General features: G+C 44.5%; 38 protein-coding genes. 33 read left to right on the forward strand and 5 right to left on the reverse strand.

Annotated elements, in window-relative coordinates:
* The first annotated feature begins 3 nt into the window (after positions 1 to 3).
* The 5 genes from M1J35_RS07635 to M1J35_RS07655 all read left to right on the forward strand — a co-directional run bounded on the left by M1J35_RS07635 (position 4) and on the right by M1J35_RS07655 (position 2,510).
* On the forward strand, positions 4 to 240 hold the full coding sequence (locus tag M1J35_RS07635) for a hypothetical protein (protein WP_254653279.1): 237 nt from the start codon (positions 4 to 6) through the stop codon (positions 238 to 240).
* Entirely contained in the window at positions 234 to 662 is a 429-nt protein-coding gene (locus M1J35_RS07640; RefSeq protein WP_254653280.1) for a YhfM domain-containing protein, read from the forward strand. The genes M1J35_RS07635 and M1J35_RS07640 overlap by 7 nt, the downstream gene beginning before the upstream one ends.
* Before the next feature lie 215 nt (positions 663 to 877).
* Complete coding sequence (locus M1J35_RS07645; RefSeq protein ID WP_254653281.1) at positions 878 to 1,465, forward strand: histidine phosphatase family protein; 588 nt, start codon at positions 878 to 880, stop codon at positions 1,463 to 1,465.
* A complete protein-coding gene (locus M1J35_RS07650; protein WP_254653282.1) occupies positions 1,462 to 1,926 on the forward strand; it encodes an NUDIX hydrolase in 465 nt (154 codons plus the stop codon). Before M1J35_RS07645 ends, M1J35_RS07650 begins: the two co-directional genes overlap by 4 nt.
* 110 nt (positions 1,927 to 2,036) lie before the next feature.
* The gene (locus M1J35_RS07655) at positions 2,037 to 2,510 is read left to right on the forward strand and encodes a DinB family protein (RefSeq protein ID WP_254653283.1); all 474 of its coding nucleotides are present in this window, start codon (positions 2,037 to 2,039) and stop codon (positions 2,508 to 2,510) included.
* Between the two features lie 78 nt (positions 2,511 to 2,588).
* Here M1J35_RS07655 and M1J35_RS07660 read toward each other — a convergent pair whose 3' ends face one another.
* A complete protein-coding gene (locus M1J35_RS07660) occupies positions 2,589 to 3,089 on the reverse strand; it encodes a GNAT family N-acetyltransferase (protein WP_371928714.1) in 501 nt (166 codons plus the stop codon).
* A gap of 99 nt (positions 3,090 to 3,188) precedes the next feature.
* On the opposite strand from M1J35_RS07660, the gene M1J35_RS07665 reads away from it, so the two are divergent.
* From M1J35_RS07665 to arsC, 3 genes are read left to right on the forward strand one after another with little or no spacing between them, the layout of a single operon-like run.
* Positions 3,189 to 3,521 carry an ArsR/SmtB family transcription factor gene (locus tag M1J35_RS07665; RefSeq protein WP_254653284.1) on the forward strand — a complete coding sequence of 111 codons (333 nt, stop codon included), beginning with the start codon at positions 3,189 to 3,191 and terminating at the stop codon, positions 3,519 to 3,521.
* Positions 3,522 to 3,541: 20 nt separating this feature from the next.
* Positions 3,542 to 4,831, forward strand: coding sequence for an arsenic transporter (locus M1J35_RS07670; protein ID WP_305882337.1), 1,290 nt, complete (start codon positions 3,542 to 3,544; stop codon positions 4,829 to 4,831).
* A 24-nt stretch (positions 4,832 to 4,855) separates the two neighbouring features.
* Positions 4,856 to 5,275 carry an arsenate reductase (thioredoxin) gene (arsC, locus tag M1J35_RS07675; protein WP_034762123.1) on the forward strand — a complete coding sequence of 140 codons (420 nt, stop codon included), beginning with the start codon at positions 4,856 to 4,858 and terminating at the stop codon, positions 5,273 to 5,275.
* Between the two features lie 62 nt (positions 5,276 to 5,337).
* Here arsC and M1J35_RS07680 read toward each other — a convergent pair whose 3' ends face one another.
* Positions 5,338 to 5,754 carry a universal stress protein gene (locus M1J35_RS07680; protein ID WP_224520880.1) on the reverse strand — a complete coding sequence of 139 codons (417 nt, stop codon included), beginning with the start codon at positions 5,752 to 5,754 and terminating at the stop codon, positions 5,338 to 5,340.
* 278 nt (positions 5,755 to 6,032) lie between these two features.
* Here M1J35_RS07680 and M1J35_RS07685 point away from each other — a divergent pair, with 278 nt between their 5' ends.
* The 4 genes from M1J35_RS07685 to M1J35_RS07700 all read left to right on the forward strand — a co-directional run bounded on the left by M1J35_RS07685 (position 6,033) and on the right by M1J35_RS07700 (position 9,331).
* Positions 6,033 to 7,511 carry a SulP family inorganic anion transporter gene (locus tag M1J35_RS07685; protein ID WP_254653285.1) on the forward strand — a complete coding sequence of 493 codons (1,479 nt, stop codon included), beginning with the start codon at positions 6,033 to 6,035 and terminating at the stop codon, positions 7,509 to 7,511.
* 280 nt (positions 7,512 to 7,791) lie between these two features.
* The gene (locus M1J35_RS07690; RefSeq protein ID WP_254653286.1) at positions 7,792 to 8,346 is read left to right on the forward strand and encodes a GNAT family N-acetyltransferase; all 555 of its coding nucleotides are present in this window, start codon (positions 7,792 to 7,794) and stop codon (positions 8,344 to 8,346) included.
* Between the two features lies 1 nt (position 8,347).
* A complete protein-coding gene (locus M1J35_RS07695; protein WP_254653287.1) occupies positions 8,348 to 8,719 on the forward strand; it encodes an iron chaperone in 372 nt (123 codons plus the stop codon).
* A gap of 18 nt (positions 8,720 to 8,737) precedes the next feature.
* Positions 8,738 to 9,331 carry a YdeI/OmpD-associated family protein gene (locus M1J35_RS07700; protein WP_371928715.1) on the forward strand — a complete coding sequence of 198 codons (594 nt, stop codon included), beginning with the start codon at positions 8,738 to 8,740 and terminating at the stop codon, positions 9,329 to 9,331.
* Between the two features lie 28 nt (positions 9,332 to 9,359).
* Here the strand turns inward: M1J35_RS07700 and M1J35_RS07705 are convergent, their stop codons facing one another.
* A complete protein-coding gene (locus M1J35_RS07705; protein WP_254653288.1) occupies positions 9,360 to 10,712 on the reverse strand; it encodes a polysaccharide deacetylase family protein in 1,353 nt (450 codons plus the stop codon).
* A 207-nt stretch (positions 10,713 to 10,919) separates the two neighbouring features.
* Between M1J35_RS07705 and M1J35_RS07710 the strand changes: the two genes are divergently transcribed.
* From M1J35_RS07710 to M1J35_RS07720, 3 genes are all read left to right on the forward strand, one after another.
* Entirely contained in the window at positions 10,920 to 11,624 is a 705-nt protein-coding gene (locus tag M1J35_RS07710) for a zinc dependent phospholipase C family protein (protein ID WP_254653289.1), read from the forward strand.
* 68 nt (positions 11,625 to 11,692) lie between these two features.
* The gene (locus tag M1J35_RS07715; RefSeq protein WP_254653290.1) at positions 11,693 to 11,857 is read left to right on the forward strand and encodes a hypothetical protein; all 165 of its coding nucleotides are present in this window, start codon (positions 11,693 to 11,695) and stop codon (positions 11,855 to 11,857) included.
* A gap of 34 nt (positions 11,858 to 11,891) precedes the next feature.
* Positions 11,892 to 12,254: a DUF4181 domain-containing protein gene (locus M1J35_RS07720; protein ID WP_254653291.1), complete on the forward strand. Its 363-nt coding sequence runs from the start codon at positions 11,892 to 11,894 to the stop codon at positions 12,252 to 12,254.
* Positions 12,255 to 12,299: 45 nt separating this feature from the next.
* On the opposite strand, the gene M1J35_RS07725 is transcribed toward M1J35_RS07720, so the two are convergent.
* Positions 12,300 to 13,718 carry a DHA2 family efflux MFS transporter permease subunit gene (locus tag M1J35_RS07725; protein WP_254653292.1) on the reverse strand — a complete coding sequence of 473 codons (1,419 nt, stop codon included), beginning with the start codon at positions 13,716 to 13,718 and terminating at the stop codon, positions 12,300 to 12,302.
* 253 nt (positions 13,719 to 13,971) lie between these two features.
* Here M1J35_RS07725 and M1J35_RS07730 point away from each other — a divergent pair, with 253 nt between their 5' ends.
* From M1J35_RS07730 to M1J35_RS07760, 7 genes are all read left to right on the forward strand, one after another.
* A complete protein-coding gene (locus M1J35_RS07730; RefSeq protein WP_254653293.1) occupies positions 13,972 to 14,592 on the forward strand; it encodes a TetR/AcrR family transcriptional regulator in 621 nt (206 codons plus the stop codon).
* Entirely contained in the window at positions 14,589 to 14,771 is a 183-nt protein-coding gene (locus M1J35_RS07735) for an SE1832 family protein (RefSeq protein ID WP_159361495.1), read from the forward strand. The genes M1J35_RS07730 and M1J35_RS07735 overlap by 4 nt, the downstream gene beginning before the upstream one ends.
* A 93-nt stretch (positions 14,772 to 14,864) precedes the next feature.
* Positions 14,865 to 15,050, forward strand: a complete 186-nt coding sequence (locus M1J35_RS07740) for a hypothetical protein (protein WP_254653294.1) — start codon at positions 14,865 to 14,867, stop codon at positions 15,048 to 15,050.
* Positions 15,051 to 15,168: 118 nt separating this feature from the next.
* A complete protein-coding gene (locus M1J35_RS07745; protein WP_224520866.1) occupies positions 15,169 to 15,369 on the forward strand; it encodes a hypothetical protein in 201 nt (66 codons plus the stop codon).
* Positions 15,370 to 15,380: 11 nt separating this feature from the next.
* On the forward strand, positions 15,381 to 16,025 hold the full coding sequence (locus M1J35_RS07750) for a YdcF family protein (RefSeq protein ID WP_254653295.1): 645 nt from the start codon (positions 15,381 to 15,383) through the stop codon (positions 16,023 to 16,025).
* Positions 16,022 to 16,246 (forward strand): hypothetical protein, encoded by a 225-nt coding sequence (locus M1J35_RS07755; protein ID WP_254653296.1) that lies wholly within the window; start codon positions 16,022 to 16,024, stop codon positions 16,244 to 16,246. Before M1J35_RS07750 ends, M1J35_RS07755 begins: the two co-directional genes overlap by 4 nt.
* Before the next feature lie 9 nt (positions 16,247 to 16,255).
* Complete coding sequence (locus M1J35_RS07760; RefSeq protein ID WP_254653297.1) at positions 16,256 to 16,537, forward strand: hypothetical protein; 282 nt, start codon at positions 16,256 to 16,258, stop codon at positions 16,535 to 16,537.
* Positions 16,538 to 16,547: 10 nt separating this feature from the next.
* Here M1J35_RS07760 and M1J35_RS07765 read toward each other — a convergent pair whose 3' ends face one another.
* Complete coding sequence (locus M1J35_RS07765; protein WP_254653298.1) at positions 16,548 to 16,799, reverse strand: hypothetical protein; 252 nt, start codon at positions 16,797 to 16,799, stop codon at positions 16,548 to 16,550.
* Between the two features lie 128 nt (positions 16,800 to 16,927).
* Here M1J35_RS07765 and M1J35_RS07770 point away from each other — a divergent pair, with 128 nt between their 5' ends.
* From M1J35_RS07770 to M1J35_RS07820, 11 genes are all read left to right on the forward strand, one after another.
* The gene (locus M1J35_RS07770; RefSeq protein ID WP_254653299.1) at positions 16,928 to 17,617 is read left to right on the forward strand and encodes a hypothetical protein; all 690 of its coding nucleotides are present in this window, start codon (positions 16,928 to 16,930) and stop codon (positions 17,615 to 17,617) included.
* Between the two features lie 226 nt (positions 17,618 to 17,843).
* The gene (locus M1J35_RS07775; protein ID WP_254653300.1) at positions 17,844 to 19,805 is read left to right on the forward strand and encodes a PhoX family protein; all 1,962 of its coding nucleotides are present in this window, start codon (positions 17,844 to 17,846) and stop codon (positions 19,803 to 19,805) included.
* Between the two features lie 157 nt (positions 19,806 to 19,962).
* Positions 19,963 to 20,472, forward strand: coding sequence for a nucleoside deaminase (locus tag M1J35_RS07780; protein ID WP_254653301.1), 510 nt, complete (start codon positions 19,963 to 19,965; stop codon positions 20,470 to 20,472).
* A gap of 101 nt (positions 20,473 to 20,573) precedes the next feature.
* Complete coding sequence (locus M1J35_RS07785; protein ID WP_254653302.1) at positions 20,574 to 21,191, forward strand: kinase; 618 nt, start codon at positions 20,574 to 20,576, stop codon at positions 21,189 to 21,191.
* 91 nt (positions 21,192 to 21,282) lie between these two features.
* A complete protein-coding gene (locus M1J35_RS07790) occupies positions 21,283 to 22,536 on the forward strand; it encodes an ATP-binding protein (RefSeq protein ID WP_254653303.1) in 1,254 nt (417 codons plus the stop codon).
* A gap of 281 nt (positions 22,537 to 22,817) precedes the next feature.
* Positions 22,818 to 23,240, forward strand: coding sequence for a DUF4181 domain-containing protein (locus M1J35_RS07795; protein WP_254653304.1), 423 nt, complete (start codon positions 22,818 to 22,820; stop codon positions 23,238 to 23,240).
* 12 nt (positions 23,241 to 23,252) lie between these two features.
* The gene (locus M1J35_RS07800) at positions 23,253 to 24,320 is read left to right on the forward strand and encodes a DmpA family aminopeptidase (protein ID WP_254653704.1); all 1,068 of its coding nucleotides are present in this window, start codon (positions 23,253 to 23,255) and stop codon (positions 24,318 to 24,320) included.
* Between the two features lie 16 nt (positions 24,321 to 24,336).
* Complete coding sequence (locus M1J35_RS07805) at positions 24,337 to 24,828, forward strand: kinase (protein ID WP_254653305.1); 492 nt, start codon at positions 24,337 to 24,339, stop codon at positions 24,826 to 24,828.
* A 16-nt stretch (positions 24,829 to 24,844) separates the two neighbouring features.
* Positions 24,845 to 25,276, forward strand: coding sequence for a cytidine deaminase (locus M1J35_RS07810; protein WP_254653306.1), 432 nt, complete (start codon positions 24,845 to 24,847; stop codon positions 25,274 to 25,276).
* A 101-nt stretch (positions 25,277 to 25,377) separates the two neighbouring features.
* Entirely contained in the window at positions 25,378 to 25,833 is a 456-nt protein-coding gene (locus M1J35_RS07815) for a DinB family protein (protein ID WP_254653705.1), read from the forward strand.
* 34 nt (positions 25,834 to 25,867) lie between these two features.
* The gene (locus M1J35_RS07820; protein ID WP_254653307.1) at positions 25,868 to 26,302 is read left to right on the forward strand and encodes a GNAT family N-acetyltransferase; all 435 of its coding nucleotides are present in this window, start codon (positions 25,868 to 25,870) and stop codon (positions 26,300 to 26,302) included.
* Position 26,303 lies beyond the last annotated feature (1 nt).

Here is a 26,303-nt window from a genome sequence, read left to right on the forward strand (position 1 = left end):
TTCATGATCGCAGGTTTATTATTGGTAGGCGGCTGCCAAGGCATCGATTCGGACCTGACGGAAGAACAGGCAAAAGCCATCGTCATGAAGCACCATGGAGGCACGGTTGAAATCATCTCCGTCACCAAGGGATGGAACAAGTTTATTGTTTCTTGGGAGAATGAAGAAAATTGTGAGTGGGGAAAAGACACGGTGAATTCTAAAGGTGAAATTGAAAAAGGGGAGACCTCTATATGTTGAGGCGTGGATCCACAATATTTATTGCGATTCTTATAATCCTTGGGTTAGGAGCCTGCACAACTGATATTGCAGGAAATGAAAAACAAAACATCGTCGTCGAGAAGCAGGTCGGAAATGAAGATGAATATGAAGAGTTTAACAAGGTCACGGATACCAAACAGGTGGAAGAGGTAAGGGGAATCCTCCGTGATGTCCACTGGCAGGATGCACAAGTTGACTTCATACGACCTCCTGATTATCGATTTATGTATGAATTTAAAAATCCAAATATTGATACAAAGGCCATGTTGCACCAGGTGTGGATCAGTCCGATGAAAGATGAACTCGAGGTCATGCAGGGGACAGATGAGTATGCCAAGCTGACAAAGGAAGACTCTGCTCGTTTGTTTGAAATTCTGACGGGGGAGAGTTTAGGAGACTGAGCGGGTATTTAAGTGTAAAGCTAATTCGACCAACCGGCACGATTATCACCTATCCCGCATGATAAATGTGAACCCCGCATGATTGTGTCAGATCTCGCATGAAAATGGTTGAAACCGGCATGATACCTACTTTAGGTGACCACCCAAGAGAGAAGATTGATCCATCCCCATTATAAAAAGAAAAATTTTTAGAGGTGAAAGGAGGAAATCAAAGTTTGAATACCCAAATCTATATGATAAGACACGGCGACTCACCGAAAGAAGGTCCTGAACGGACACGTGGACTAACGAAAAAAGGGATAGCCGATGCCCAAAAAGTTACCGAGCTGCTGAAAAAGGAAAACATGGACGTCGTGGTATCAAGTCCCTACCTCCGTTCAGTTCAAACGGTGGAAGGGATAAGTCAGCATATCGGACAATCTGTGATCGTGGAAGAAGACCTGAAGGAACGAATCTTTTCCACAAATAACAACCGGATTTCCGACCAGGAACTCGGACCATTGCTGGAGGCGTCGTTCCACGACCCGAATTTTTCCTTAGAAGGTGCGGAATCCAATGCCGAATGTCAAAGGCGGGCCGTTGCCTTATTGGATACTCTCTTACATACACATGAAGGAAAGAAAATTGCAGTCGGCACACACGGAGCCATCATGACGCTGATGATGGGCCATTATGACTCCCGCTATGATTTAGATTTCCTGCACAGTACATCCAAACCGGATATTTACCGGATGGAATTTAATGGTCACGAACTTGTAAGGGTCCAGCGGTTGTGGACAGAAGCGGAGAGGGTGACGATATGAGCGAAGTACCGATCAGATGCACAGGGATCGCTGTCGTCATATTGAAAAAAATCGATGATCAATACAAAGTATTACTCGTGAAAAGAGCCGAGTCTGTATTAAAAGATGCATGGTGCTATATCGGCGGAGGAATCGAAGAAGGCGAGAAAGCATGGGAATCCGCATGCAGAGAAGTGGAAGAAGAGACAGGCATCACAAACGTTTCCTTATATTCTGCCAACACCTTTGATCGGATCTATTCCATTGAAGGGAATTACATATACATTGCGCCTGTGTTTGTAGGATTCGTACAGGATGATCAGGAAGTGGTGTTAAACGAAGAGCATAGTGAGTATAAATGGCTGTCCTTTGAAGACGCCATGGGTATTGTGTCTTTACCTGGAAATGAGGAAGTACTATCGTTCATTGAGAAGCATTTTGTGAAGAAAGAAGCTCCGGATTACTTGCAGGTTAGAGGTTGAGAGGGTTTAGTAGATATCTTTTCATACATAAAGGAAATACAAGCTCGAAAATAGAATGACTAACCTATACACTTTTCAAAAATTGAGGAACTATAAATGGAGGCCCAAAGATGGATGTTTTTATAAATCAATATGAATGGATCCGCCGTACGAGAGAATTATTATTCCGTTATTGTGAAACGATGTCCCAAGCGGATTATGTAAAAGAACTTGAATCGTTTGGAGGAGACTCCATCCGCAATCTGCATGTTCACGTAGCGGATTGCTATCGAGTATGGCTGGGAAGCCGTGCTCTAGGTCGGTCCCTTCCGAAAATCACTGCGGATTCCGTAAACACAGTAGAGGAAATGCGTGACATTTTCAGGAAGACTGATGACCTGCTTCATGAATTCCTCCAGGAGTTCAAAGGGAAATGGGATCACACTATGCACATATCCTTCGGTGAAGGTGATAGTGCAGAAATCTCAGCTTTATGGCTGTATACGCATACTGTCACACACGAATTTCATCATAAAGGACAAATCGTGAAAATAGGTAGACAGCTGGGGTATATACCTCCGGATACAGATCTCATCGAGCCTTAATGAATAGTCGGCAAGCTGATTTTAATCGTTCAGATTGGTAGTCAGACTTGCCGGAACTATTCACAGTTCCCTGAATTTTCATTCCACACCAACGGTTTTACTCCTCCTCTCCAACAAAACCGTATCCCGCCAAACGCCGTTCATCTTGCCGATCCTTTCCCTGCGGCCGACGATACGAAAGCCATGTTTCTCATGGAGCCTGATGCTTGCCATATTTTCCGGGAATATCCCCGCTTGAAGCGTCCAATACCCGTGCTTTTCACTCTCTTTCACTAAGCTATGGAGAAGAAGAGTGCCAATCCCTTTACCCGCATGCTGGGTTGACACGTACACACTCACTTCGGCAACCCCTTTGTATACACATCTGCTTGAGACAGGACTTAGGGCAGCCAAGCCTAATATGGAATCCTCTGACCTCGCTACGATGCGACCGATTACTATATGGCTGGCATCCCATTCTTCCCAGGACGGAATGCCTTTTTGGAATGTTGCGTTCCCCGTCTCGATTCCTTCTTTGTAGATGGTAGATACTTGATTCCAGTCATCCTTTTTCATCTCATCTATAGATTCCATTTGCATGTAAGCCCCCTTTTTCTTAGAATAATACAGAAATGTCTTGTCATCTACATATAAGTGAACTATTATATAAGCATACATTTATATTCAGGGGGTGAGTGGATGGCTGAGTTAGACAAAGCGGCAACGATTTTAAAGTTGCTGGGGGATAAGACCCGGTTAACCATGGTAAAGATACTGGATACGAACGACTGTTGTGTGTGTGAATTTGTGGAGATCTTCAAAGCAAGTCAGCCCGCCATCAGTCAACACGTCAGAAAATTAAAGGACGTGGGGATTGTAAGGGAGAAGCGGCGCGGTCAATGGATCATTTACTCCCTTAACCGCGAGAGTGAATACTTCCCGATGATCCAAAGCCTCCTGGACCACCTGCCGAACCAGGACTTCAAACTGAAGGAATTGGAGGAGCAGGGCTTACGCATTTCATGTGAATAATAGGAGGTAAAAAAGGAATTATGATTATATTAGCATCTGTGATTTTTCTCATCACCCTCGTGCTTGTCATTTGGCAGCCAAAAGGGCTTTCCATCGGTTGGTCCGCAATGGGCGGAGCGTTACTCGCGCTGATTGTTGGGGTTGTCGATTTAAGCGATGTGGTCGATGTGACCGGCATCGTCTGGAATGCGACATTAGCATTTATTGCTATTATTATTATTTCTCTCATCCTTGATGAAATCGGATTTTTCGAATGGGCTGCCTTGCATATGGCAAGGGCGGCAAAAGGTAACGGTGTGAGAATGTTCGTTTATGTATCACTCCTAGGTGCAGTAGTGGCGGCTCTTTTCGCTAACGATGGAGCGGCTCTGATCCTGACACCGATCGTCCTTGCGATGGTACGGAACCTGAATTTCAGTGAAAAGCTTGTGTTTCCGTTCATCATAGCCAGCGGTTTCATCGCGGATACAACATCTCTTCCTTTAGTGGTGAGTAACCTGGTGAACATTGTGTCGGCTGACTTCTTCGGAATCGGGTTTGTGGAGTTTGCATCCCGCATGATCGTTCCGAATCTATTTTCATTAGGGGCAAGCATATTGGTCCTTTATCTCTTTTTCCGAAAGAGCATCCCGAAGAATTATGATGTTTCTCAGCTTAAGAAACCGGTGGATGCCATACAGGATATCAAGATGTTCCGTCTTTCCTGGGTGGTGCTCTCAATTCTCCTAATCGGCTATTTCGCCAGTGAATTCATTGGCCTGCCGGTTTCCATCATTGCAGGGATCGTAGCCATCTTCTTCTTGTTCATGGCCCGAAGAAGTGCAGCCGTCAATACGAAAACCGTCATCAAAGGGGCTCCTTGGGCGATAATGTTCTTCTCGATCGGTATGTACGTGGTCGTTTATGGCCTTCGTAACGTTGGCCTGACCAATGTATTAGCGGATGTCATCCAGATGACGGCGGATCAAGGATTATTTGCGGCCACGGTCGGAATGGGATTCATCGCGGCAATCCTATCGTCCATCATGAACAATATGCCGACAGTGATGATCGATGCCCTGGCGATTGCCGGTACGGATACGACCGGTGTCACCCGTGAAGCGTTGATCTATGCAAACGTCATCGGCTCGGATTTAGGACCGAAGATCACCCCGATTGGATCGCTGGCCACATTATTGTGGCTCCATGTCCTTTCATTAAAAGGAGTGAAAATCTCCTGGGGCACGTACTTTAAAACAGGCATCATCCTGACCATCCCAACCCTATTCATCACACTGGTCGGGCTTTATATCTGGTTATTAATCATCTAACAAACACTAGAGGAGAGATTCAATATGTCAAAGAAAACCATCTACTTTTTATGTACAGGGAATTCATGCCGAAGCCAAATGGCGGAAGGCTGGGCGAAAAAACATTTAGGTGACGAGTGGAATGTTTACAGCGCAGGAATCGAAGCGCACGGTTTAAATCCTAATGCGGTAAAAGCGATGAAAGAGGTCGATATCGACATTACAAATCAAACATCTGATATCATCGATCCTGAAATCCTGAATAACGCTGATCTTGTTGTCACACTATGTGGAGATGCAGCGGATAAATGTCCAATGACACCTCCTCATGTGAAACGTGTTCATTGGGGATTCGATGATCCTGCAAAGGCGGAAGGTACCGAAGAAGAGAAATGGGCATTCTTTCAGCGCGTACGTGATGAGGTTGGGGAAAGAATCCATCGTTTTGCGGAGACCGGTGAATAAAAACGGATAGGTAATAGTCGATACAACAGAACCCCTTCGGCCAGTGGGCCCAAGGGGTTCTGTCATTTTACGATCATCACGGGACACTTCACTCTCTTCGCTACTTTATGACTCACGCTTCCCAAGACCATTTCCTGAAGAGTGTTCAATCCTCTGCTCCCAATAACCACTGCATCAAATTGGTGTTCGTTCGCATGCTTGACGATCGTGGGACCCGGTTCCCCGTGTAAATAATGCGTTGTATAGTTAATCTTCGCATGTTTGATTTTCTGTTCGATGAGTATAAGCTTCTTCTTTCTATGATCAGCGGCATCGGTCCCCCAATGCTGCAGTACATCGTCTCTTGATTGTCTCCCATCAATGACATACACCACTTCAATGGTGCCGTTTTTTTGGCAGGAGGCAAGGGCGATGGCTTTTTCAGTTGCTCTAATAGAATGGTCCGACCCATCTGTTGCTAATAAAATTTTATTGAACATGATTGAATCTCCTTTCTATGTTGTTTCGAGATATGTAAGGTATTCGACTATCATCATCAAATATCCTTTACACTCATTTATGTAAAATTAATGGAAGGTTGAATCCTGTCGAAAATGAACGTATTTATAAGAAAATGAAAGAAAACGAGGTTTGTGAACGTTTAATTGGAGGCTTCACAATAGGTAGGATTCGTTATATAATGGCCCTTGTGTTTAACGGACCCGACTTTCATGAGAGTTGAAAGTCAACAACAAAATTTTTGAAAAAGAGGTGCATAATGAATTTATCAACAATTAAATCTCAGTGGTTTGGAAACATCCGAGGGGATGTCCTGGCAGGAACGGTTGTAGCCATGGCTTTGATTCCGGAAGCCATTGCGTTCTCGATCATAGCAGGTGTCGATCCGATGGTCGGATTGTACGCTTCCTTCTGTATTGCCGTGGTCATTGCGTTTGTAGGTGGGCGTCCCGGCATGATATCCGCCGCGACCGGTGCCACCGCTCTGGTGATGGTTAATCTTGTGGCCGATCATGGGCTGCAGTATCTATTGGCCGCCACCATTCTGACGGGTGTCATTCAGATCATTATGGGTGTATGTAAGTTAGGCCGATTAATGAAGTTCGTTCCGCGGTCCGTCATGATCGGGTTTGTCAATGCCTTGGCTATCCTGATCTTTACGGCGCAATTACCACACTTTGTAGGAGAGTCTTGGGTCATGTATGCGATGGTTGCCGGAGCATTGGCGATTATTTATATTCTCCCACGATTCACCAAAGCAGTTCCATCCCCGTTGGTGGCCATCATTGCCATCACAGTGGTTGCTGTTTTGATCAATAGTGATGTTAGAACGGTTGGTGACATGGGACAGCTTACTCAGTCGTTACCAATCTTCCTGATCCCGGATATTCCGTTTACCTTTGAAACGTTACAAATCATCTTTCCCTATTCGCTTTCCATTGCCATTGTCGGATTGGTTGAGTCCTTATTGACCGCATCCATCGTGGATGATATGACGGATACAACAAGTGATAAGAACCAGGAAGCAAAGGGACAAGGGATTGCGAATATCGTTTCTGCTTTCTTTGGCGGAATGGCTGGTTGTGCCATGATCGGTCAATCAGTCATCAACGTGAAGTCAGGCGGGAGAGGACGTTTGTCTACTCTGGTAGCCGGTGTTTTCTTAATGATCTTGATCCTGTTATTGAACGATTTCCTTGTCACCATTCCAATGGCTGCGTTAGTCGGTGTGATGTTCATGGTTTCCATCGGGACATTCGATTGGGCTTCCATCAAGAATCTTCACAAAACGCCATTAACGGATACGGTCGTGATGTTGGCGACGGTCGTGACCGTGCTCTTTACACATGATTTATCAAAAGGGGTACTGGTTGGAATCATTTTGAGTGCCGTATTCTTTGCCTCCAAGATTTCGAAAGTGAAGATCACGACGCTATCCACCGATCAACCGCATAAAAAGGTGTATCGGGTTTCGGGTCAATTGTTCTTTGCTTCCGTAACGGAGTTCGTTGAATCATTTGATTTTACTGAACAGGTGAAGGAAGTGACATTGGACCTTACAGATGCCCATCTTTGGGATGACTCAGCTGTTGGGGCCATTGATAAAGTGGTCATCAAATATCACCAGAACGGTGTGAAGGTCACCTTGATCGGATTGAATGAAGAAAGCAATAAACTTGTGAACAGGCTGGCTGTTCACAATCAGCCGGGCGGACTTGATAAAGCCGTCGGACATTAAAAGGAAGCTCTTTGTCTATGAACGACAAAGGGCTTTTTTGTTTTCGTTTAAAAAAAGAATCTCATGTAGAACAAATTATTGATCATTTTCTTGAGTAGTTTGCGTGGGTTTGGAATAATGAGGAGAGAGCGGACGTTCCCCATGGTTTAGCAGAGCCATTTGCCCCTCGAAAAACTACTTTCTCGTGGAGATTCTTCTTGATCATAAAGGAGAACCGCCAACCAATCGAGAAATATCTACATAAGAGATGATGCAAGCTTATAACAAGGGAATGATAAAGATGAATCTACAATATGAAGTAATTCCTGAAGAAGAGGCCGAATGCTGCCGGGATCTTTGCAATGAACTGATGCTCTTCCAAAAGTCGAAAGCATCCATTGCGCCGGAACGGTTTGACAGCATGAATTTTGAAACTCGGATGCTGCCGTCTATAGAAAATGCCGTACATAATTACCTGGTGGTCGTGAAGGATCACGATCGACAGGACGAAGTCATCGCTTATGTGTATACGAACATCTCACCAAAGGAAGCCTATTCGAATGACTTTGCCACGTTTTTCGACCTTTCGACTGTCCAAAGAGAGAACGTAGGGTGTCTCTCCCAGTTTTACATAAAAGAAGGGTATCGACAATTTGGAATTGGATCGAAACTGTACAATATGTCGATGGAATGGTTGGCGGATTTTGACAATGTTGAGGATTATTTTGTCTTCACCTCGAATGGGAATAATGATGCCCTGGCATTTTATCAGAGAAAGGGTTTCACGATTTCCCATGATATTCTGGACGGGTTTATCACAGTCTTACGAAGAAAAGCAGAGATAAGGAGGAAATAATATGGACGTCTTTTCAAGCTATTTAGAAGGTATCGATCATCCCGATCATCGTGCGCGGATGGAGGAAATCCTGACCTGGGTGCAGGAGACATTCCCGCAATTGGAACCTGTCATCAAGTGGAATACGCCGATGTTTACGGATCACGGTACCTTTATCATCGGGATTTCCACTGCGAAGCATCATGTAAGCGTTGCACCTGAAGAAGTCACAATGGTGCATTTCGCCGACCGCATTAAAGAAGCCGGCTACAGTGCGACGAAAGGTTTATTTCGCATCCCGTGGAAAGATCCCGTCAATTACAAACTGCTTGAGGATATGATCTCCTATAATATTCAAGAAAAAGCTGAATTCACAGGCTTTTGGCGTAAATAGAAGAAAGGAGTGGTGCATGTGATCAAGCCAAGTCGCAAGGTTGATGGATTCATTAAAAAAGCGAAGCAGTGGCAGGAAGAATATGAAAGGCTAAGAAGCATCCTTCTTTCCTTTGAGGAACTGGAGGAAGAAATCAAGTGGATGCATCCTTGCTACACGTTAGAGGGAAAAAACATCGTGTTGATGCATGGATTCAAAGACTACTGTGCCCTCTTGTTTCACAAAGGAGCGTTACTCAAGGATCCTCAAGGGATTCTGATCCAACAGACGGAGAATGTGCAGGCAGCCCGGCAGATCCGGTTCACCAGTGCAGAAGAGATCATTGAAATGAAGTCGACCCTGGAAGCGTACATACAGGAAGCGATAGAAGTCGAAAAAGCAGGGTTACAAGTGGAACTGAAGAAGACGGAAGAATATTCCGTGCCAGATGAACTTCAACAGAAATTCGAAGACATGCCTGAGCTGAAAACAGCATTTGAAGCTTTGACGCCTGGACGTCAGCGCGCCTATATCCTGTTTATTTCAAAAGCGAAACAATCGAAAACCCGGGAGTCGAGGGTTGAGAAATATGTACAGCACATCTTGGACGGTAAGGGTATGAATGATGATTAAAGGAAAGGGATGAAGCATAATACAAGCTTCATCCCTTTTTCATATTCCCGTAAAAGGGGCTTGCGGTTTTCGCTGCCAGCTTCGACTGAAGTTGAGAGACGGTGAGGAAATGATAACCCTCTTTTTCAAGAGTCGTAAGCAGGGTCGGTAACGCGTCGGCCGTGGTGGAGTGCACATCGTGGAGGAGGATGATGGCCCCGGGAGCGATTTCCTTCTGCACGACAGAAGTGATGGCAGCCGCATTCTGGTTTTTCCAATCAAGTGAGTCGACGGACCAGAGGACGAGTGAAGTCCCATTATCATTCGCTATCCTTTCTACATCTTCGTTGATCGCACCATAAGGCGGGCGCAGAATGATGGGGATTTCCTCCGTCGCATCCATGATTTTCTGACGGGAAGCCAAGACTTCCTGAGTCATCTGTTCTCTTCCTATTTTCGTTAAATCTTTATGATGATCCGTATGATTGCCGATTTCATGTCCGGCTTCTGCCACGCTCTTCGCAACGGCCGGGTATTTCTCTGCCTGACTGCCTAACATGAAAAAGGTTGCCTGGACGTCATGTTCTTTCAGTACGTTTAAAATTCGTGGTGTCACGTGAGGATCGGGGCCGTCATCAAAGGTGAGGGCCACATATTTCTCCCCCATTTCGATCGACGTCTTTGCCACTTCCAGAGTGTCGGCTGTCTTATCATCTAGATAGGGGAAAATGGCATGGATGGGGATTTCCACCCTGGTGGGACCGGCTTCTTCGATATCATTGAAATACAAGGTGAGTGCCTTCCCGTTTAATGTCCAATTCCAGGTTGCCGGATCCTTTAACGCTTCCTGCATTTTCGCATTGGGCTGCCTTTGAATACGGGTCCGGATCATCTGGATCATTTCATCATTCGTCGTCATGATGTCCGGCAGCTTGATGAACTTCCCTTCTGGCACATTGAGGGTAAAGGTCTTCACTTGCTCTTTTCCCCGTACATCATTGACCAGTTGGTACGAGTGAAACATGATGCTATATGTATCCTGTGTCGATTTCCTGCTGTCGGCCTGGATGATGAGGTGGGCCCGGTACCCTTCTCCAAGCTCTTTCTTGTTTTGTTTGACCCTTTTTAAAAAGCCTTTCTTTTCTTTCTTGATCCAGTCTTTGAGAGGCTTATTGATTTGTGGATCCTCCATAACCGGAGTTTCGATGGACATTGTATACGTATCTGCATCCGTCGATTCCGTCTTGAATTCAATGCCCGGTGGAGATGTTGCTTCCGATTCAGGGGCGAACCGGATCGCATCGACGAGCTGGGCCATCCCATAAATGAAAGAAAATCCTATTACGATCAGCACAACCCACCCAGGCCAACGTATCCGCCTGAATGGTATCTTTTTCAACATATGTCATCCTCTTTTCTGGTAATTGGAATTAAAATGGCAATTCCAATTATTTCAAATTAATAAGGGCAATTCAATGCTTATTTTTTATTATTTTGAATAAATGGGAAATGGTGGTTTTAGTGAAACTTAACGGTCTTCACAATCGTCTATTATAGAAGAGTGTTTTTTTGCTGTTCGGAAAATAAGGAGAAAAGGGGACTGAACATATTGGCAACGTGGATGGCACATTTCAGAATTGCAGAGAATCTGCTGAATAGAGGATTGCGGGCCTCTGAAAAAGAGTTTGTCGTGGGGAATATCGGGCCGGATTGTGGTTTGCCAGATCCAGAGACAGGCATCTTCTATCCTGACAAGATCGCAACCCACTTTAAAGATGATGGGAAAATAAACCCTGAATTGTTTTGGGAAAAATACATACAGGAGGAAGACAATTTCACCGATCCACGCTCGTCCTTTTACTTAGGATACTACCTTCATCTCGTGACGGATGTGGAGTGGAGCCGGATGCATCGTGAAAAGAAGAAAGAACCGGTTTATCAAACGATTCTCAGAACGCCTGAATATACGAAAAAGGTAAAAGGGGATTGGTATGGCTCGGACTTTGTGTACTTACAGGAAAACAAGGAAACGATTTTCCATCGGGTTTTCCAACATATTGATCGTTTCCCGGATTACCTGGACATCTTTCCGGAAAATCAGATTACGAGACAAATCAAGCGGATCACGGAGTTTTATCTTAGCGACTCGTATACCTTCGCTTTGGATCCGAATTATCCATTTGACTATTTAACCCCGGATGAAATTTCTCGGTTTGTTGAGGAGACGACGGAGAAGCTCGTAGATACACTGGATTCTAGGTTTCAAAGAGATACTCTTTGGAATATGAATCGAACCAATCTTATGAATACCTGAATCTACTTACACTGATCATTGTGACAGGCTATCATGGTAGCAAAAAATCCTAAACAAGAGGTGAGAATATGGATTTCCTTATAAAAGTCATTCTATACATCGTCTTCTTGCTGGGAGCCCTTTATTTTTATTTCGGGGGCACGAAAAAAGCTAAAAATGGTCACTACACTTTCATCATGGCCATCAGTGTGGTGTTAATAAGCTACTTTTATTGGTTCCACATTCAACTATAGAATTGAAATTCATAGAAAGTGAGTGCCTGCGCAGATGAATAGCATCCTGAATGGACTCTATCAATTTATTTTGTATATTGGTGTATTCATATTGATTTTTTATGTTAGTGAAAAAACAGTCAGGAAGAAATGGAATATTGTGAGGAGGCCTGAAGCGGAGGAAGTCAATACCCTGCATAAATGGGGGAAACGGATTCTGTGGATTATTTTCTTTGTCAATGTCGTATTTTTTCCTTCAGGGCTAAAGAATATGTTGATCCTCGCGGTTATTTTCCTATTTAACGCCTATATGCAGTGGAGATCTGGAGAGAAAGAGTATCTCGTTACATTACTCGGACTGGTTATATTCATCGTATTTATTACGGAGGGGTATTCGTTCAATATTTTTTCTGAATAACCAAAAAGAGGCATCACCCATCAAAGGATGATGCCTTTCTTCAAATTAACTGGAACGCGACGTGAGTGTCTCCTCGGGTGCCTGTTCTATCTTCTTGATGAAGAAGGACAGGACTAAGCTGACGGCTCCGATGATCATGATTGCGAAGTAGGTATCGTTGATGCCCCCGATCGATGCTTCCATGATCATATGGGCTTTCGATGCACCTGTGCCTTCCATCATAATGTCCTGGAGATGATCTTTCGTCCGGCTCGTCATGATCGTAACGAGGAGGGACGTCCCAATGGCACCGGCGACCTGCCTTGCCGTATTGGAAATGGCGGTCCCATGTGAATGGAGACTTGATGGGAGCTGGTTCAGCCCGGCCGTCTGCAACGGCATCAGGAAGAGGGCCATCCCTATTCGGCGTCCGGCGTACATCAGGATCAGATGCATATAGCTCGTGGAATCTGATAAATCCGTAAACGTGTACGTCGTGACCAGTATAATGGTGATTCCGATGACTGAAAGCCATTTTGCCCCGAAACGGTCAAACAATCTTCCCACCGCAGGACTCAAGAGCCCCATCAGTAATGCACCGGGCAGCATCAGGAATCCCGCTTCTAACGCAGTGAACCCACGGGCGTTTTGAAGATATAACGGAAGCAGGATCATATCTGCATACATGACCATCGTAATCACGCAATTAATGAGGGTGGTCAACGTGAACATATTGTAGCGGAATGCTTTAAGATCAAGAAATGGTCGTTCTGTGACCAGCTGCCTCCATGAAAAGAGCCCGACGGCCACAACCCCGACAGCCAGTGTAGCAATGACCTCGAAACTGCCCCAGCCTTCACTTCCTGCTTCACTGAACCCGTAAAGCAAGGCCCCGAATCCAATCGTGGAAAGGATCAAGCTGATCATATCCATCTTGCTTTCAATCGTTTCCGACACATTCCTGAGAAAAATAAATCCGCATATGATGATGATCAGAATGAACGGAATCATTCCATAAAATAACGTCTGCCAAGGGAACACATCAAGGACATAGCCTGTCAGTGTCGGGCCGATCGCCGGAGCGAAAATGATCGCCAGGCCGACGGTTCCCATGGCGGTTCCCCTTTTTTCCGGTGGATAGAGTTTCAGTACTACATTCATCAAGAGCGGCATGATGATCCCTGTGGATGCAGCCTGAATCAGCCGTCCCGTCAGCAAAACAGGGAAATTGGGTGCGAGGGCTGAAACAATCGTACCTACAAGAAAGATCAGCATGGCACTCAGGAATAGCTGCCTTGTCGTATAGCGCTGCATTAAAAAGCCGGTGACGGGAATCAGAACACCGTTCACGAGCATATATCCCGTCGTCAGCCATTGCCCTGTGGACGCATCAATGCTAAACACGTCCATGATCGTGGGAAGGGCGACGGTCATAGTCGTTTGATTAAATATGGTAAAAAAGGCGCCAAGAATCATAATGGTCATGACAGGGCCTTTTTTTATGGAGCTTGTAGCGGTACTCACTATTTTCCACTTCCTTTCGTGTGCTTAATTTACATTGTGTAGTATACTAAACAAAACATAAATTAAATTATAGAAGCTATCCGGGAAGCTTTCAATGAACAGTACAGTGGGTTGTGTTGATTAGTTAACACTCTGAATGACCTTGTTGTTTAATCCCGAAAAACTCAACAGAAACAATGAAATCGTCAATTAGTCTCGAGGAAGGGGAGATGATATGAATAAAAAGAAGAAACAGACCGATCCGAGGATCCTTCGCACACGCCAGCTGTTGAAAGACGCATTCGTCCAATTGTTACAGGAGATGGATCTTGAGAAATTAACCGTCAATCGGCTGACCGAAGCGGCTACCATCAATCGGGTGACGTTTTACCTGCATTATCAGGATATTTCGGATATGCTTGATAAGATGGCTGATGAGATGATCCTTGAGATTTCAAGCGTGTTGGGAGAACCGGAAACGGACGAGCACCCGGATCATGAAGAAAATATCAAGGTGCTGGAAAGGTTCCTTGAACATATCTCCCAGAATGGGAAGTTTTATAAGACGGTTCTTGCGACGAGGAGAATCCCCGTTTTCAAAGAGAGGATCCTGACCTTTTTCACAGACTGGCTCGTAACGAGGATCGAAAGCAGGGGAGAGGCGTCTTTCGTGCAAAAAGCAGGCATTCAGCAGGAAATCTTCATATGGTACGACGCGGCGGCGATCATCGGGACCATTGAATCGTGGCTGCGGAATGATATGCCTTATACCCCTGCATTTCTGGCACGGCAATTTTACTTGATTCATACAAGAGGATTCGATCAATCAAATGATGAAAGGAGGGAGACAACGTGACCAAAGAAGAATTGGAATACAAAGTCAACGAAGTGAAATTAGATTATATCCGCATCCAGGGGGATCTTGAGAAGCTCGAATCTTTCGGCAGAAACACGGATATCCAACAAAGGAAGCTGGACGAACTCGAGAATGAGCTTTCAGATTTACGTAAGCAGCTGGAGGCGATCGAGGTTTGATGAATATTGAGGGGCAAAGGAAAATAGGTATATAGAAAGACAAAGGGTACAAGTTTCATCTTGTACGATGCTCTTTGATTGGAGCTGATTTCTATGTATCGAAACCGGGACAGATTGGTCAACATCGTCATTATGGTGCTTCTGTGCATCCTGATCTTTCATATTATCCGCATCATCCTCCATGTAAGAGTCTATTTTGTATACAGCATGGGGATGGGCTATCTTTTATTTCTGGGAATGATCATTTTCCTTATTCTTTTCCTGTTATTTAAAAGATGAAGCAAGGGGCACTTTTCTGGATTGGCAAAGTGCCTCTTTTTTTGTTGGGGAGAATCACATATAGGAAAATTATGTTAAAATATAGAGAGTGCTAAAATCAAGAAAGAGGAGGTTAGCTATGAAAAACATGAATTCATTGGCTTTACTTGTGTCGCTCATCGTATTAGTCGGGTTTCCCATTCTCTTTCTCTTCGTCTCTTTGTACACGGGAGATTGGAGATATCTCATGTGGAGTCTTCCCCCATCATTTTTAGCGGGATTTACGGGGTTGATCTTGACACTTCAAACGATTAAAAAAGAAAAGAGTCTATCGAAATAAATAACAAGATAATGAAGACAGCGAGGGTCGGAATGTACATCTCTAAATTAAACCATGAACATCTCACAGAGGACCAAATGTCACAACTATTATTCTCTTCTATTCATGACGATCAATTGAAAGGGGATTGTATCTTTGTTGCAGGCAGCAGCAAAGCTGTGAAGTACCGATTACCGAAAGCGGTGGAGCTTTATAAAGAGGGAAGGGCTGGTAAGATTTTGTTTTCCGGTGGTGTGAAGTGGCCGGAAAATGAGTATACGGAAGCACTTCAATTAAAGGAAGAAGCAATATTATTAGGAGTTTCGGAGAAAGATATCTTAACAGAAGACCTTTCCCTGCATACCCTTGAAAATGTGCTTGCTTCCCTACTCGTCTTGGATCGGGAATTTCATTTGCACAATATCCAGCGCCTGCTCGTCGTGACGACTTCCTATCACATGAGAAGGCTGCATCTGACACTAAAAACGTATATGCCGGACTGGATCTCATTCACCCTATGTCCTGTAGATGATGACAATACCAACGAAGATAATTGGTTTCGGAGTGAAACTGGTGTCAAACGTGTTCACGGGGAAACGGAGAAACTGATTCGGTATGTGAAGCAGGGTGCTTTGGAGGATATCGATATTCACTTAAACACAGGAGCGATAACATGAAAAAAGAAAAAATGTATCCAAGATTTTGGCTGTTTGCCATGTACTTCACCGGCTTTTGGGTTCTATATGGCTGTTTTATCCTGTTCCAGGATGTAATCATCGAAGATCATTTCGATAGTCAGCCGATCTATCTGATCGGGGGCATGACCATTATGTTGGTACGGTCCGTGCAAGAATATAAAAGGACCAAAAGGCATGAGGAAGAAGTATCACAAAAATAAGGGGAAATCATGAAAGAGATTGACTTTTTCACACGGGAAAGGAGGAGTGAGGTTTTGTTAAGGATATTAGGCACTATTTTCTCTTTGGCGAGTTTCGTCTTGTTCACTTATGTACTGGTGATGCAGGAATTTAAATGGGTTGAACTCATGATGTTGATGGCTGGTCTGTCCATTGGAATCATGGGAATAGAAGAAATTCAGAGAAATCACAAGGGTAGGGGATGGTTACTGCTCTCAGCAGGCTTGCTTTGGCTTTACTCCTCGCTTCAAGGATTTTTGTTCTTCCATTAATGAGACGGTCTTACTTATGATCTACCATCAATTTCTGCAAAATAACGGATAAGTGGCGATCCGGTGATCTGGAAATGACAGTGGGTTGGTCCCAGATATTTTTCACGACCATCAGGATCAACTGTGCCGTCTCCGTCCTGCATCCCGTCACCCGATAGCCTGTCCGGAACATAAACCTTTCATAATCCTGATAAAACCTCTTGAAAGAATGCTGATCCCTGGATAGTAAACAGGTCATCAGATCCACCTTAGTCATTCTCATAGTTTCTTCACCTCATTTTGCTTACCCTTGACCATACCCTTCTTCTTCCAATCGATAACTCCATTACCAACAATTCTTGAATATTTCTATTCTTATGTGGTATACATACGTTAAAAGGTGGTGCAGAAATGTCGATCAAAATAAATACTGCAGCCCTCCTTCTAGGCAGTGCATTTCTTTTATCAGCCTGCAGCGGAGACGGGACTGCATCCGATCAGGACGAAAGCAATCAGTCGCAGGATCAAAATCAAACGGAAACTTCATCTGACATGAATGAAGATAACAATGGAGATAACAACGTTGGCGAGAATACAAACGGCGCTGATAGTGAGATTAATGAAGATGCTGGGGGCAGTAGTGACAAAACAAATAGTGATACCAGCAGTGAAAATGAAGATATCCAAAAGCAGCAGTATGAATCTGCTGAGGACGCTGCAGCGGTCATAAAAGGGTATGAGAAGGTCGAGCAGACGAACATCGATCTGGGCCATGGAATCAAAGGGCTTCAGGAAGGCGGAGCCGGTCATGAGTATCTATACTGGAATGAAGGTGACTGGCTGATCAAAGTCAACTTTCCCACAGATCCGGAGTATCGCATTGATGGATATGATGGAGCGGAGGACATGGGAAAGAAAGTCGTAGATTATCTTGAAAAGAACTACCTACCTGCACCAGACGAAAAGGGTGTCATTACGATCAACGGATTCAAGGAACATCCGGAAACTGTCGTGCAATGGCAAAAAGGAAAGACCGTCTATACGATCACTTCGAAAGAGAAAGAACCGTTTGATGCATTGGATACAGCAGTTGAATCTTAATCAATGGCGACGGGAAAAACCGTCGCTTTTTCTTTATCGTTTGAATGTGTGGTGATCTCTCTACTTAAATCACCACACATTGACCCGTGTCCATTTACACATGAATTGATATGGAAAAGTAAACGAATATTTACATAGACTTTAATTTTCCCCTCTTGTATTCATACTGCCTTAATCATCCCATGTTTTACTAGAATAGTAGCAAATACTTGAGGAGGTATTACAGATGAAAAAAAGACTATCAATTGGATTATCGATGGCATTACTTGCATCTTCATCCTTAACAGCCATGGCTCACGATAATGGGGAGCACGGAAAAAAGAAAGATTCACACAAGAAAATCGAGAGTGTTGAATTTTCTTCCATGAAAGCGCCTGATACGATTAAAAACATGGTAAAAACCTATACAACAGCAACAGTGAAAGTGACGTATAAAGATGGAACAGTTAAAGAATTACCTCTTAACTATGATCAGCTCTACCTATCAAAGGATAAAATCGTCTCCAACAAAGGGGAAATGATACCGGCTGGAACCCCGATTGATGTGAACGGTGATCCAATCATGGATACGAGCGTTCCAACAGATCCTTCCTATTTCATCTCGGATGCTCCAGATTCAAATAGCCTTCTGACGAAAGGGAACAAGTCATTTATGATTTCCCATTTCGAATACGATTCACAGAACAATGCCGGTGAGGAGATTTCCGGTCTGCCTGCTTCCATGACCCTTTCTGAACTTGACCAGGATAAGAAATCGGGCAAGCTTTCAGTGAAAGAAGCACATAAGATTGATTTTTCAAGTGTAGACGGACTATGGAATCCGTGTAACGGTTCCACTACGGACTGGGGAACTCATCTTGGTTCAGAGGAATATGAGCCGGATGCACGGGAATTTGCAAATAAAGATTCTGATGCTTACAAAGAAGTAAGCAACTTTGCCAAGTATTATTTTAACGATGAGTCCAAGGCGAATCCTTACAACTATGGATGGATTCCTGAAATCTCGGTATCTCATGATGGAGAGCCATCAGTCGTTAAACATTACAGCACCGGGCGCTTCTCTCATGAAATGATGAAAGTCCTTCCAGATAACAAAACGGCATTATTCGGAGACGACGGCGGCAATACGATGATGTTCATGTATGTAGCCGACAAAGCGGAAGATTTCTCAGCAGGAACTCTATACGCTGCCAAGTTCGAACAAACGGGTACAGAAAAAGGCGGATCTGGTGATTTAAATTGGATCAAGCTTGGACACGGTACAGATAAAGAAATCAAAGAAATGATCGACAGCGGAGTGACATTCAGTGATATTTTCGAAACAGCTGAAGAACCGATTGAAGGATTTACGGCTGTTAAGACCAATTCCCATGATTCTGTCGAATATCTAAAAGTGAAACCAGGGAAAGAAAAAGAAGCGGCTTTCTTAGAACCACGCCGTTACGGTGCCATCCTTGGTGCGACTTCTGAATTCAACAAAATGGAGGGACTTGCCGTCAACGCGGAAGATCATAAAGCGTACATGGCCATCTCTTATCAAGAAGGAAGCATGGAAAAGCAGGATGGAGCCGTTCAGGACGACATTCAACTTCCGAAGATTGAATCAGGTGTCACGTATGAATTGAACCTTCAAGAAGGTCAAACGGATCGTGACGATGAGAAGATTGACAGTGGCTATGTTCCTGCCAGCATGAGCGGATTTGTATTAGGAGAGGACCTAGGTTCTCCGGATGCACTAGGAAACACGGCAAACCCTGATTTAGTAGCAAACCCTGACAACCTGAGCTTCTCAGAAGATCTGAATACCCTCTTCATCGGAGAAGACAGCGACATGCACACGAACAACTTCGTGTGGGCGTACGATGTACAAACGAAAAAGCTTTCCAGAATCCTTTCCGTCCCGGTTGGAGCTGAAGCAACGGGATTAAGAGCGGTGGATTCAATGAAAGATTCGAATTATGTCCTAAGTAACTATCAACATCCTGGAGCGGATCTTGATGAAAAAGAAATCACAGCAGTCGATAAAAACGAATTGGAACAAGCGATGAAAGATACGCTGGGCATCATGGAAACGGGAGGAGTCGGCTATATCTCCGGCATTCCTGGTGTGAACAAGAAAGATGGCCACCATAAGAGCCATGTTGAGAAGCAAGATGAAGAGCGTGAAGATCACGATTCAGAAGAATAAGATTCGTGTAAAAAAGGTCTGTCGCTGACACGTTAACGTTTTAACGTGGAGGCGGCAGACCTCTTTTTTATGAAAGAAAATAGCCTTTGAGTTATTCATTGAGTTATCCGTCTTAATTTGAAATAATTGGTATATGGGTTTTATAAGGAGGGGGAAAATGCGCAACGATCGATTCTTTCTGGAATTGGCGCTTGAGGAAGCCGAAAAAGCATTAAACGATCAGACGTATCCGGTAGGGGCTGTCATCGTGGATGAAAATCAGAACATCATCTCCACAGGGAGAAACCGTGTCCATTCTCACCAGGATGCAACGGCCCATGCAGAAATGGACGCCATCCGAAATGCCGGTTCGTCCATATTCAAAGCGAAAATAGAAGGTGAGACATTAACGATCTACACTACTGTGGAACCGTGTCTCATGTGCACAGGCGGGATCCTTTTCTCTAAAATCAGGAGGGTGGTGTGGCTGCTGAATGATGGGGAAGGATTTGGCGGATATAAAAGAGTTTACGCTGCCGGCATCTTTGAACGAAAACTTAACGAAGTCGATGTACTGGAAGAACCGTATGCCGATTTAAAGTCGAAGCAGCTCGAACTCATGAGAAGGTGGGAAAAGAACCCCAATCATGTAGTGAACTTGCGAAAAACCTACGAAAAGAAAGAATGAATGGTATACATTATCGGTGAAGTAATACTAGTATAGGTGGTCTAGAACGCATCAAACCCTGAATAATTTTGATAAGCACGATACATACGAGGTGAAAGATTATGCATAAAGTCACCAAAGCATTATTGTCTCACTATCGACAACATCATCTAAAACATCGGCCTTTCATCGTCGGGATCGATGGCTTAGGTGGATCGGGAAAGACGACCCTGGCGCGAAGTTTGAAACAAGAATTAATACTCGCAAAGTGTGACGCGGTCATCCTCCATATGGACGACTATATTGTGGAAAAGAGCGAACGGTATGGAACGGGGAACGAGGAATGGTATGAATATTATGCCCTTCAGTGGAATATAGAACTGCTTCGGAAAGAACTTTTCGAAAGGTTACATGGAGGCAGTGACTCTATCACGTTACCTATCTATGAATCCAGTGCAGACTCAGTCGTGTCGAAACCCATTCACCTAGACGGGGTAAGGGTGGTCCTGATTGAAGGCGTCTTCCTGCAGCGGAAGGAATGGCGTGATTTCTTCGACTTTGTGATTTTTTTGGACTGTCCCACCGAACTCAGAACCGAAAGAGTCATCGGGCGGGACACCTATCTCGGGGATGAGCAGGCCAGGGTCGAAAAGTATAGGAGAAGATACTGGCTGGCAGAGGATCATTATCTTCTTCACGAAAATCCGGCCGGACAGGCAGACTATATTGAAAGAATCTGAAAATGTCGTAAATTGTTGAAATATTCTCTATCTTCATCTGATTTTTTGTTAAAATAGAACCATATATAAACAGAAGGCGAATGGTGCCCAGATGAGTATAGTGAAAGATTTCCTGCTGCAGCTCACCCTCATGATCATACCGATATTCAGTTATTTCACCTTTATTCTGGAAAAAGTAAAGAATGACCGCACAATCAAGATGTTCGTAGCCCTATTGTGGGGAGTGTCCATCGTGTTATGTATGTCATTCCCGGTGGAATATGCGGGAGGAGACCGCCTCGATTTGCGATTTATTCCGCTCCTTCTCGGGACATTATACCTCGGGATAGGTCCGGGGCTCTTTCTGTCGGTCCTGATTATCTTCTATCGCATGACCTCGGGAATCACCATGGGACTCTATACGACAATCCTTGTTCTGGTTATCACCCTGCCTGTCATTTTGTACGTTCAACGAATGTTTATGCGGGAGAAAAAGGATCGAAGAGTGATGATTGCAGCGGGATTATCTTTCCTATATTGCCTCTGTGGCATGACGGTGTTCAGTCTTATAAATGGAATCTCACTCCCCGTCTTGAAAGTGCAAGGTATCCATCTTCTTTTTACAGTGGCCGTTACCTGTTTCTGTACGGTATTGATTGAAAAAATCCGCGAGACCCATCAGCTGAGGCTAGAGGTCCAGGATGCGGAGAAATTCAGGATGATCAGTGAGCTGACCAGTGTGTTTGCCCATGAAATCCGAAACCCTATGCAGGTGACCCGTGGATTTCTTCAGCTACTCGATGAGCCGGACTTACCTCAACATAAGAAGGAATATATCAAGGTATCCATTGAAGAATTGGACCGTGCCAATGAAATCATCAGCGACTTCCTGGCGTTCGGCAAGCCTTCCCTCAATACATATGGGACCATCAATGTCGGTGAACAGTTAAAGCGTGTCACCACGCTCATTCAAACATTCAACATAAACCAGCAGGTGGAGTTTAAATCCGATATAGCGGATGACTGCTGGATCCAAGCAAACCCTCAAAAGCTGAACCAAACCCTGATCAATATCCTGAAAAATGCCGTGGAATCCATGCCGGAAGGTGGAACCGTCTGGATCGCCTGTCACTCATCCGATGACGGACATATCAGGATCATCATCAAAGACCAGGGAATCGGCATGAACCCGAACCAAGTCGACCGCCTTGGCTCTCCCTATTATTCTCTCAAAGAAAAGGGTACCGGTCTCGGGATGATGGTCAGCTATCAAATCATCCGTTCCTTCCAAGGGCGCATCACGGTGGAAAGTGAAGAAGGGATCGGTACGGAGTTTGTCATCGAATTTCCGCGTGTTGAAACGTGAAAAACGGCTTAGACCTTTATCAGTCAAAGCCGTTTTTTTTGGTGCTTCCAAATTAAGAAGATTCGACGTTGAGGCTTGATTCCACTTGAAACCGGCATGATTAAATCCAGTCTCGCACGATTATCTTCAGTCCAGCATGAAAAATCCAGAACCCGCACGATTTTTTAAAATCCCGCATGATTACCGGGCAAGGAATGTCTTTACCCAAGAAAGGATTGAGTTTATATGAATATTTTGGAATAATTGGTATGTAACTGACTACATAGGAGGAGAACGATTAGTTGGATCATTTTTTAGTAAAGAGTTTCCTATTCTTATCAATCTACGCTCTGTCCATCTTCCTATTTAATGCAGGAATGAGAAAAATACTGAACGTCAAAAGAAAGAAGAGGTTCTCGTATAACCATGTGAATGATCATCATAAAAAACTGGATTGGATGATTCGAATCACATTTCTGATCCTCATTGTCATTGGAGGCATCTATCATGCTTTCAATATGGATCAAGAAGGAAGAGTATGGTACTTGCAACCGTATATAATGGTATTCGGTTTTTGCCTGGTATCGGAAACAGTCAGGGCCATCTTTGAAAAGAAACATTCAGAGAATCCCAATGATTATAAATTCACCCTTTCACAGCTAGCCTATTTATCCATCACGTTACTCCTATTCTTCACAACCGAATTTTTCGGAATATTCACCTAATGGGGGGCCATGATGAACAATCCTGCACAAAAAAGAATCCGGGACTACGAAGTGAATATAGGAAAGTTAGAAACGGGTCCCAACAATTCAATCACTGATGTAGAAGGAGTGACGGTCGGGCACGTCACCCTTAGTGAAAAAGATAGGCAAACGGGCGTCACGGCGATCCTGCCTCACCAGGGAAACCTATTCAAAGAGAAGCTCATCTCCTCCACCCATGTCATCAACGGGTTCGGCAAAACGATGGGGACGATTCAGATCAATGAACTAGGAACCTTGGAAACTCCCATTCTATTAACGAATACATTAAGCATCGGTACAGCCGCCGACGCCCTGATCGATTACATGCTCGAACAAAATCCGGAAATCGGCAGAACGACAGGGACTGTCAATCCTGTGGTGTGTGAGTGCAATGACATGTTTTTAAACGACATTAGGGCACGTTTCATCACGAAAGACCATTTCCGGCAGGCGTTGGAAAACACTTCCTCATTCGTTGAAGAGGGGACGGTAGGAGCCGGTACCGGCATGCTCTGTTACTCCCTTAAAGGAGGAATCGGGACGGCTTCACGGATCATGAAGATGGAGCACGGGACCTACACAATGGGTGTCCTCGTTTTGACAAATTTCGGGATATTAAGCGACCTGACCATAAACGGAAGGGCCATCGGAGAAGAACTGAAGGAAAAAATCCTCCAATCCTGCGAAGAACAGGACAAAGGCTCGATCATCATCATTGCAGGGACGGACCTCCCCGTGTCCGAAAGACAGCTCAACCGAATCATCAAGCGGACGATTACAGGATTATCCCGTACAGGCTCCATCATCACAACCGGGAGCGGGGAAGTGGTCATTGGATTCTCGACGGCAACGAAGATCCCCCATGACCAAACGTCTCAATTTATGTCTGTCCCGATGATTCATGAAGAAGAAATCGATCTTGCATTCCGCGCCATTGGAGAAGCGACGGAAGAAGCAGTATTGAACTCATTGATCACGGCAACGCACGTGGTGGGCAGGGATGGAAATGAAAGACCGGCATTAAAAGATTTACTGGAAAAATACACTATAGAGCTATAACCACCTGGGAGGAATTATGGAATCAACATTGATCATCATACGAGGAAATTCCGGCAGCGGAAAGACAACGACCGCCAAACGTCTTCAAGAACATTTTGGAAGGGGGACGCTCCTTGTTTCCCAAGATGTCGTCCGCCGCGACATGTTAAAGGTACAGGACCGGGACGGCAACCTGTCCATGGAACTGATCAGGCAGATCGCAGAATACGGCAGAGGGAAATGTGAATACGTCATAGTGGAAGGAATCTTTTCCGAACAACGCTACGGGGATGTGCTTCGGCAGTTGATCCAATTTTATAACGGAAAAGCCCATACCTACTACTACGATTTATCGTTTCAAGAAACCGTCCGTCGACATAACGCCCGTTCAAAAAGGACAGAATTCGGTGAGGATTCTTTACGTGCCTGGTGGAATGCGGAGGACTATCTCCATGTGGATGGAGAAGTGCAATTAACGGATGAAATGACGCAGGATGAGATAGTGGAAATGATTTTAGAACAAATATGAAAAAAGGAAGTGCAACATGTTAAACGTTAAACCATTAGAAGAAAGAGACTATGAACTGATCAAAGAAGCAGAAAGAGTCATAGAAACGAATTATCGGTACGGTCGGCACCACATCGGTTCAGCCGTCAGAGCAACATCCGGAGAAGTCTATGCAGCTGTCCACGTCGAAGCAAACGTCGGCAGGATCACCGTATGCGGCGAAGCGATGGCCCTTGGGAAATCCATCTCTGAAGGAGACCACGAATTTGAAACGATTGTTGCTGTAGCACACCCCCATCCACACGAAGACATCGAGAAATGCTGGGTCGTCGCACCTTGTGGGATGTGCCGGGAATTAATCAGTGATTACGGGTCCCAAACCGATGTCATCCTTTCTTACCGGGGTGAATTAGTGAAGTGTAATGTGATGGAACTTCTGCCAGAAAAGTATGAGAGCGATATGGAATAAAAAAGCAATACAAGGAGGAAACCGTGAATACACAAGAACATGAATTATTTTTTATCAGCGAAAGAAAAGGGTTCACACCAGAAATCGGAAGACTGATTTCCATGATGGACTATACGAGACATACTACAATGTGTGAAATCAAAGGGCTGTCACAGGAGGAACTCGATTACCACTTTGATGAGAACAGCAATTCAATCGGCATGCTCCTGTACCATATGGCAAGCCTTGAGAAAGCATTTCAGATCATGACATTTGAAGCCAGGGACCTGACCGATGAAGAGTGGGAAGAATTAAGTGTCGGCATCGTTCTTGGCGAGGATGCTAAGCAAGAAATCAGAGGCAAGGACCTGGCATTTTATGAACATGCACTCGAAAATACGAGATTGAAAACACTGAATTTCTTAGCCGCTGCAAATGACGAATGGTTAGAACATGTTACCCCTTATGGTTGGGATCATCCTGCCAACAACTACTTCAAATGGTTCCACGTGTTCGAAGATGAATTGAACCATCGGGGGCAGATCAGGATGATTAAGAAGAGGTTTAGAGTGACGTAGTATCTACAAGTTACGGCGGTGACGGAGGAGAGGTATGGAGATTAGAGAAGCGATCCAAAGCGATATGACAGAGTTAGCAGAATTAATGAATCAGCTCGGCTATCCGACAAGCCTGGAAGGGATGAGGTCTAGATTTGATCGGATTGAATCAAGCCCTGATTACCGTACATTAGTAGCTGTTTGTAATGAGAAAGTGGCCGGGATGATCGGATTGGTAAAGGGATATTATTACGAAATGGATGGTTGCTATGTCCGGATTGTCGCCCTCGTTGTCGATTCAACTTTTCGCAATAAAGGCATTGGGCATGAATTAGTGGCTGAGGCAGAGCAATGGGCAAAATATATAGGCGCTACCGGTATTGGATTGAACAGTGGAAATAGGGATGAGAGATTGAAGGCACATGCATTCTATCGAAACAGAGGATATGTGGCTAAAAGTACCGGATTTGCCAAAAGTTTAAAAGAGTAGA

Origin of the sequence: Rossellomorea sp. KS-H15a (assembly GCF_024195245.1) — a bacterium.
Taxonomy (GTDB): domain Bacteria; phylum Bacillota; class Bacilli; order Bacillales; family Bacillaceae_B; genus Rossellomorea; species Rossellomorea vietnamensis.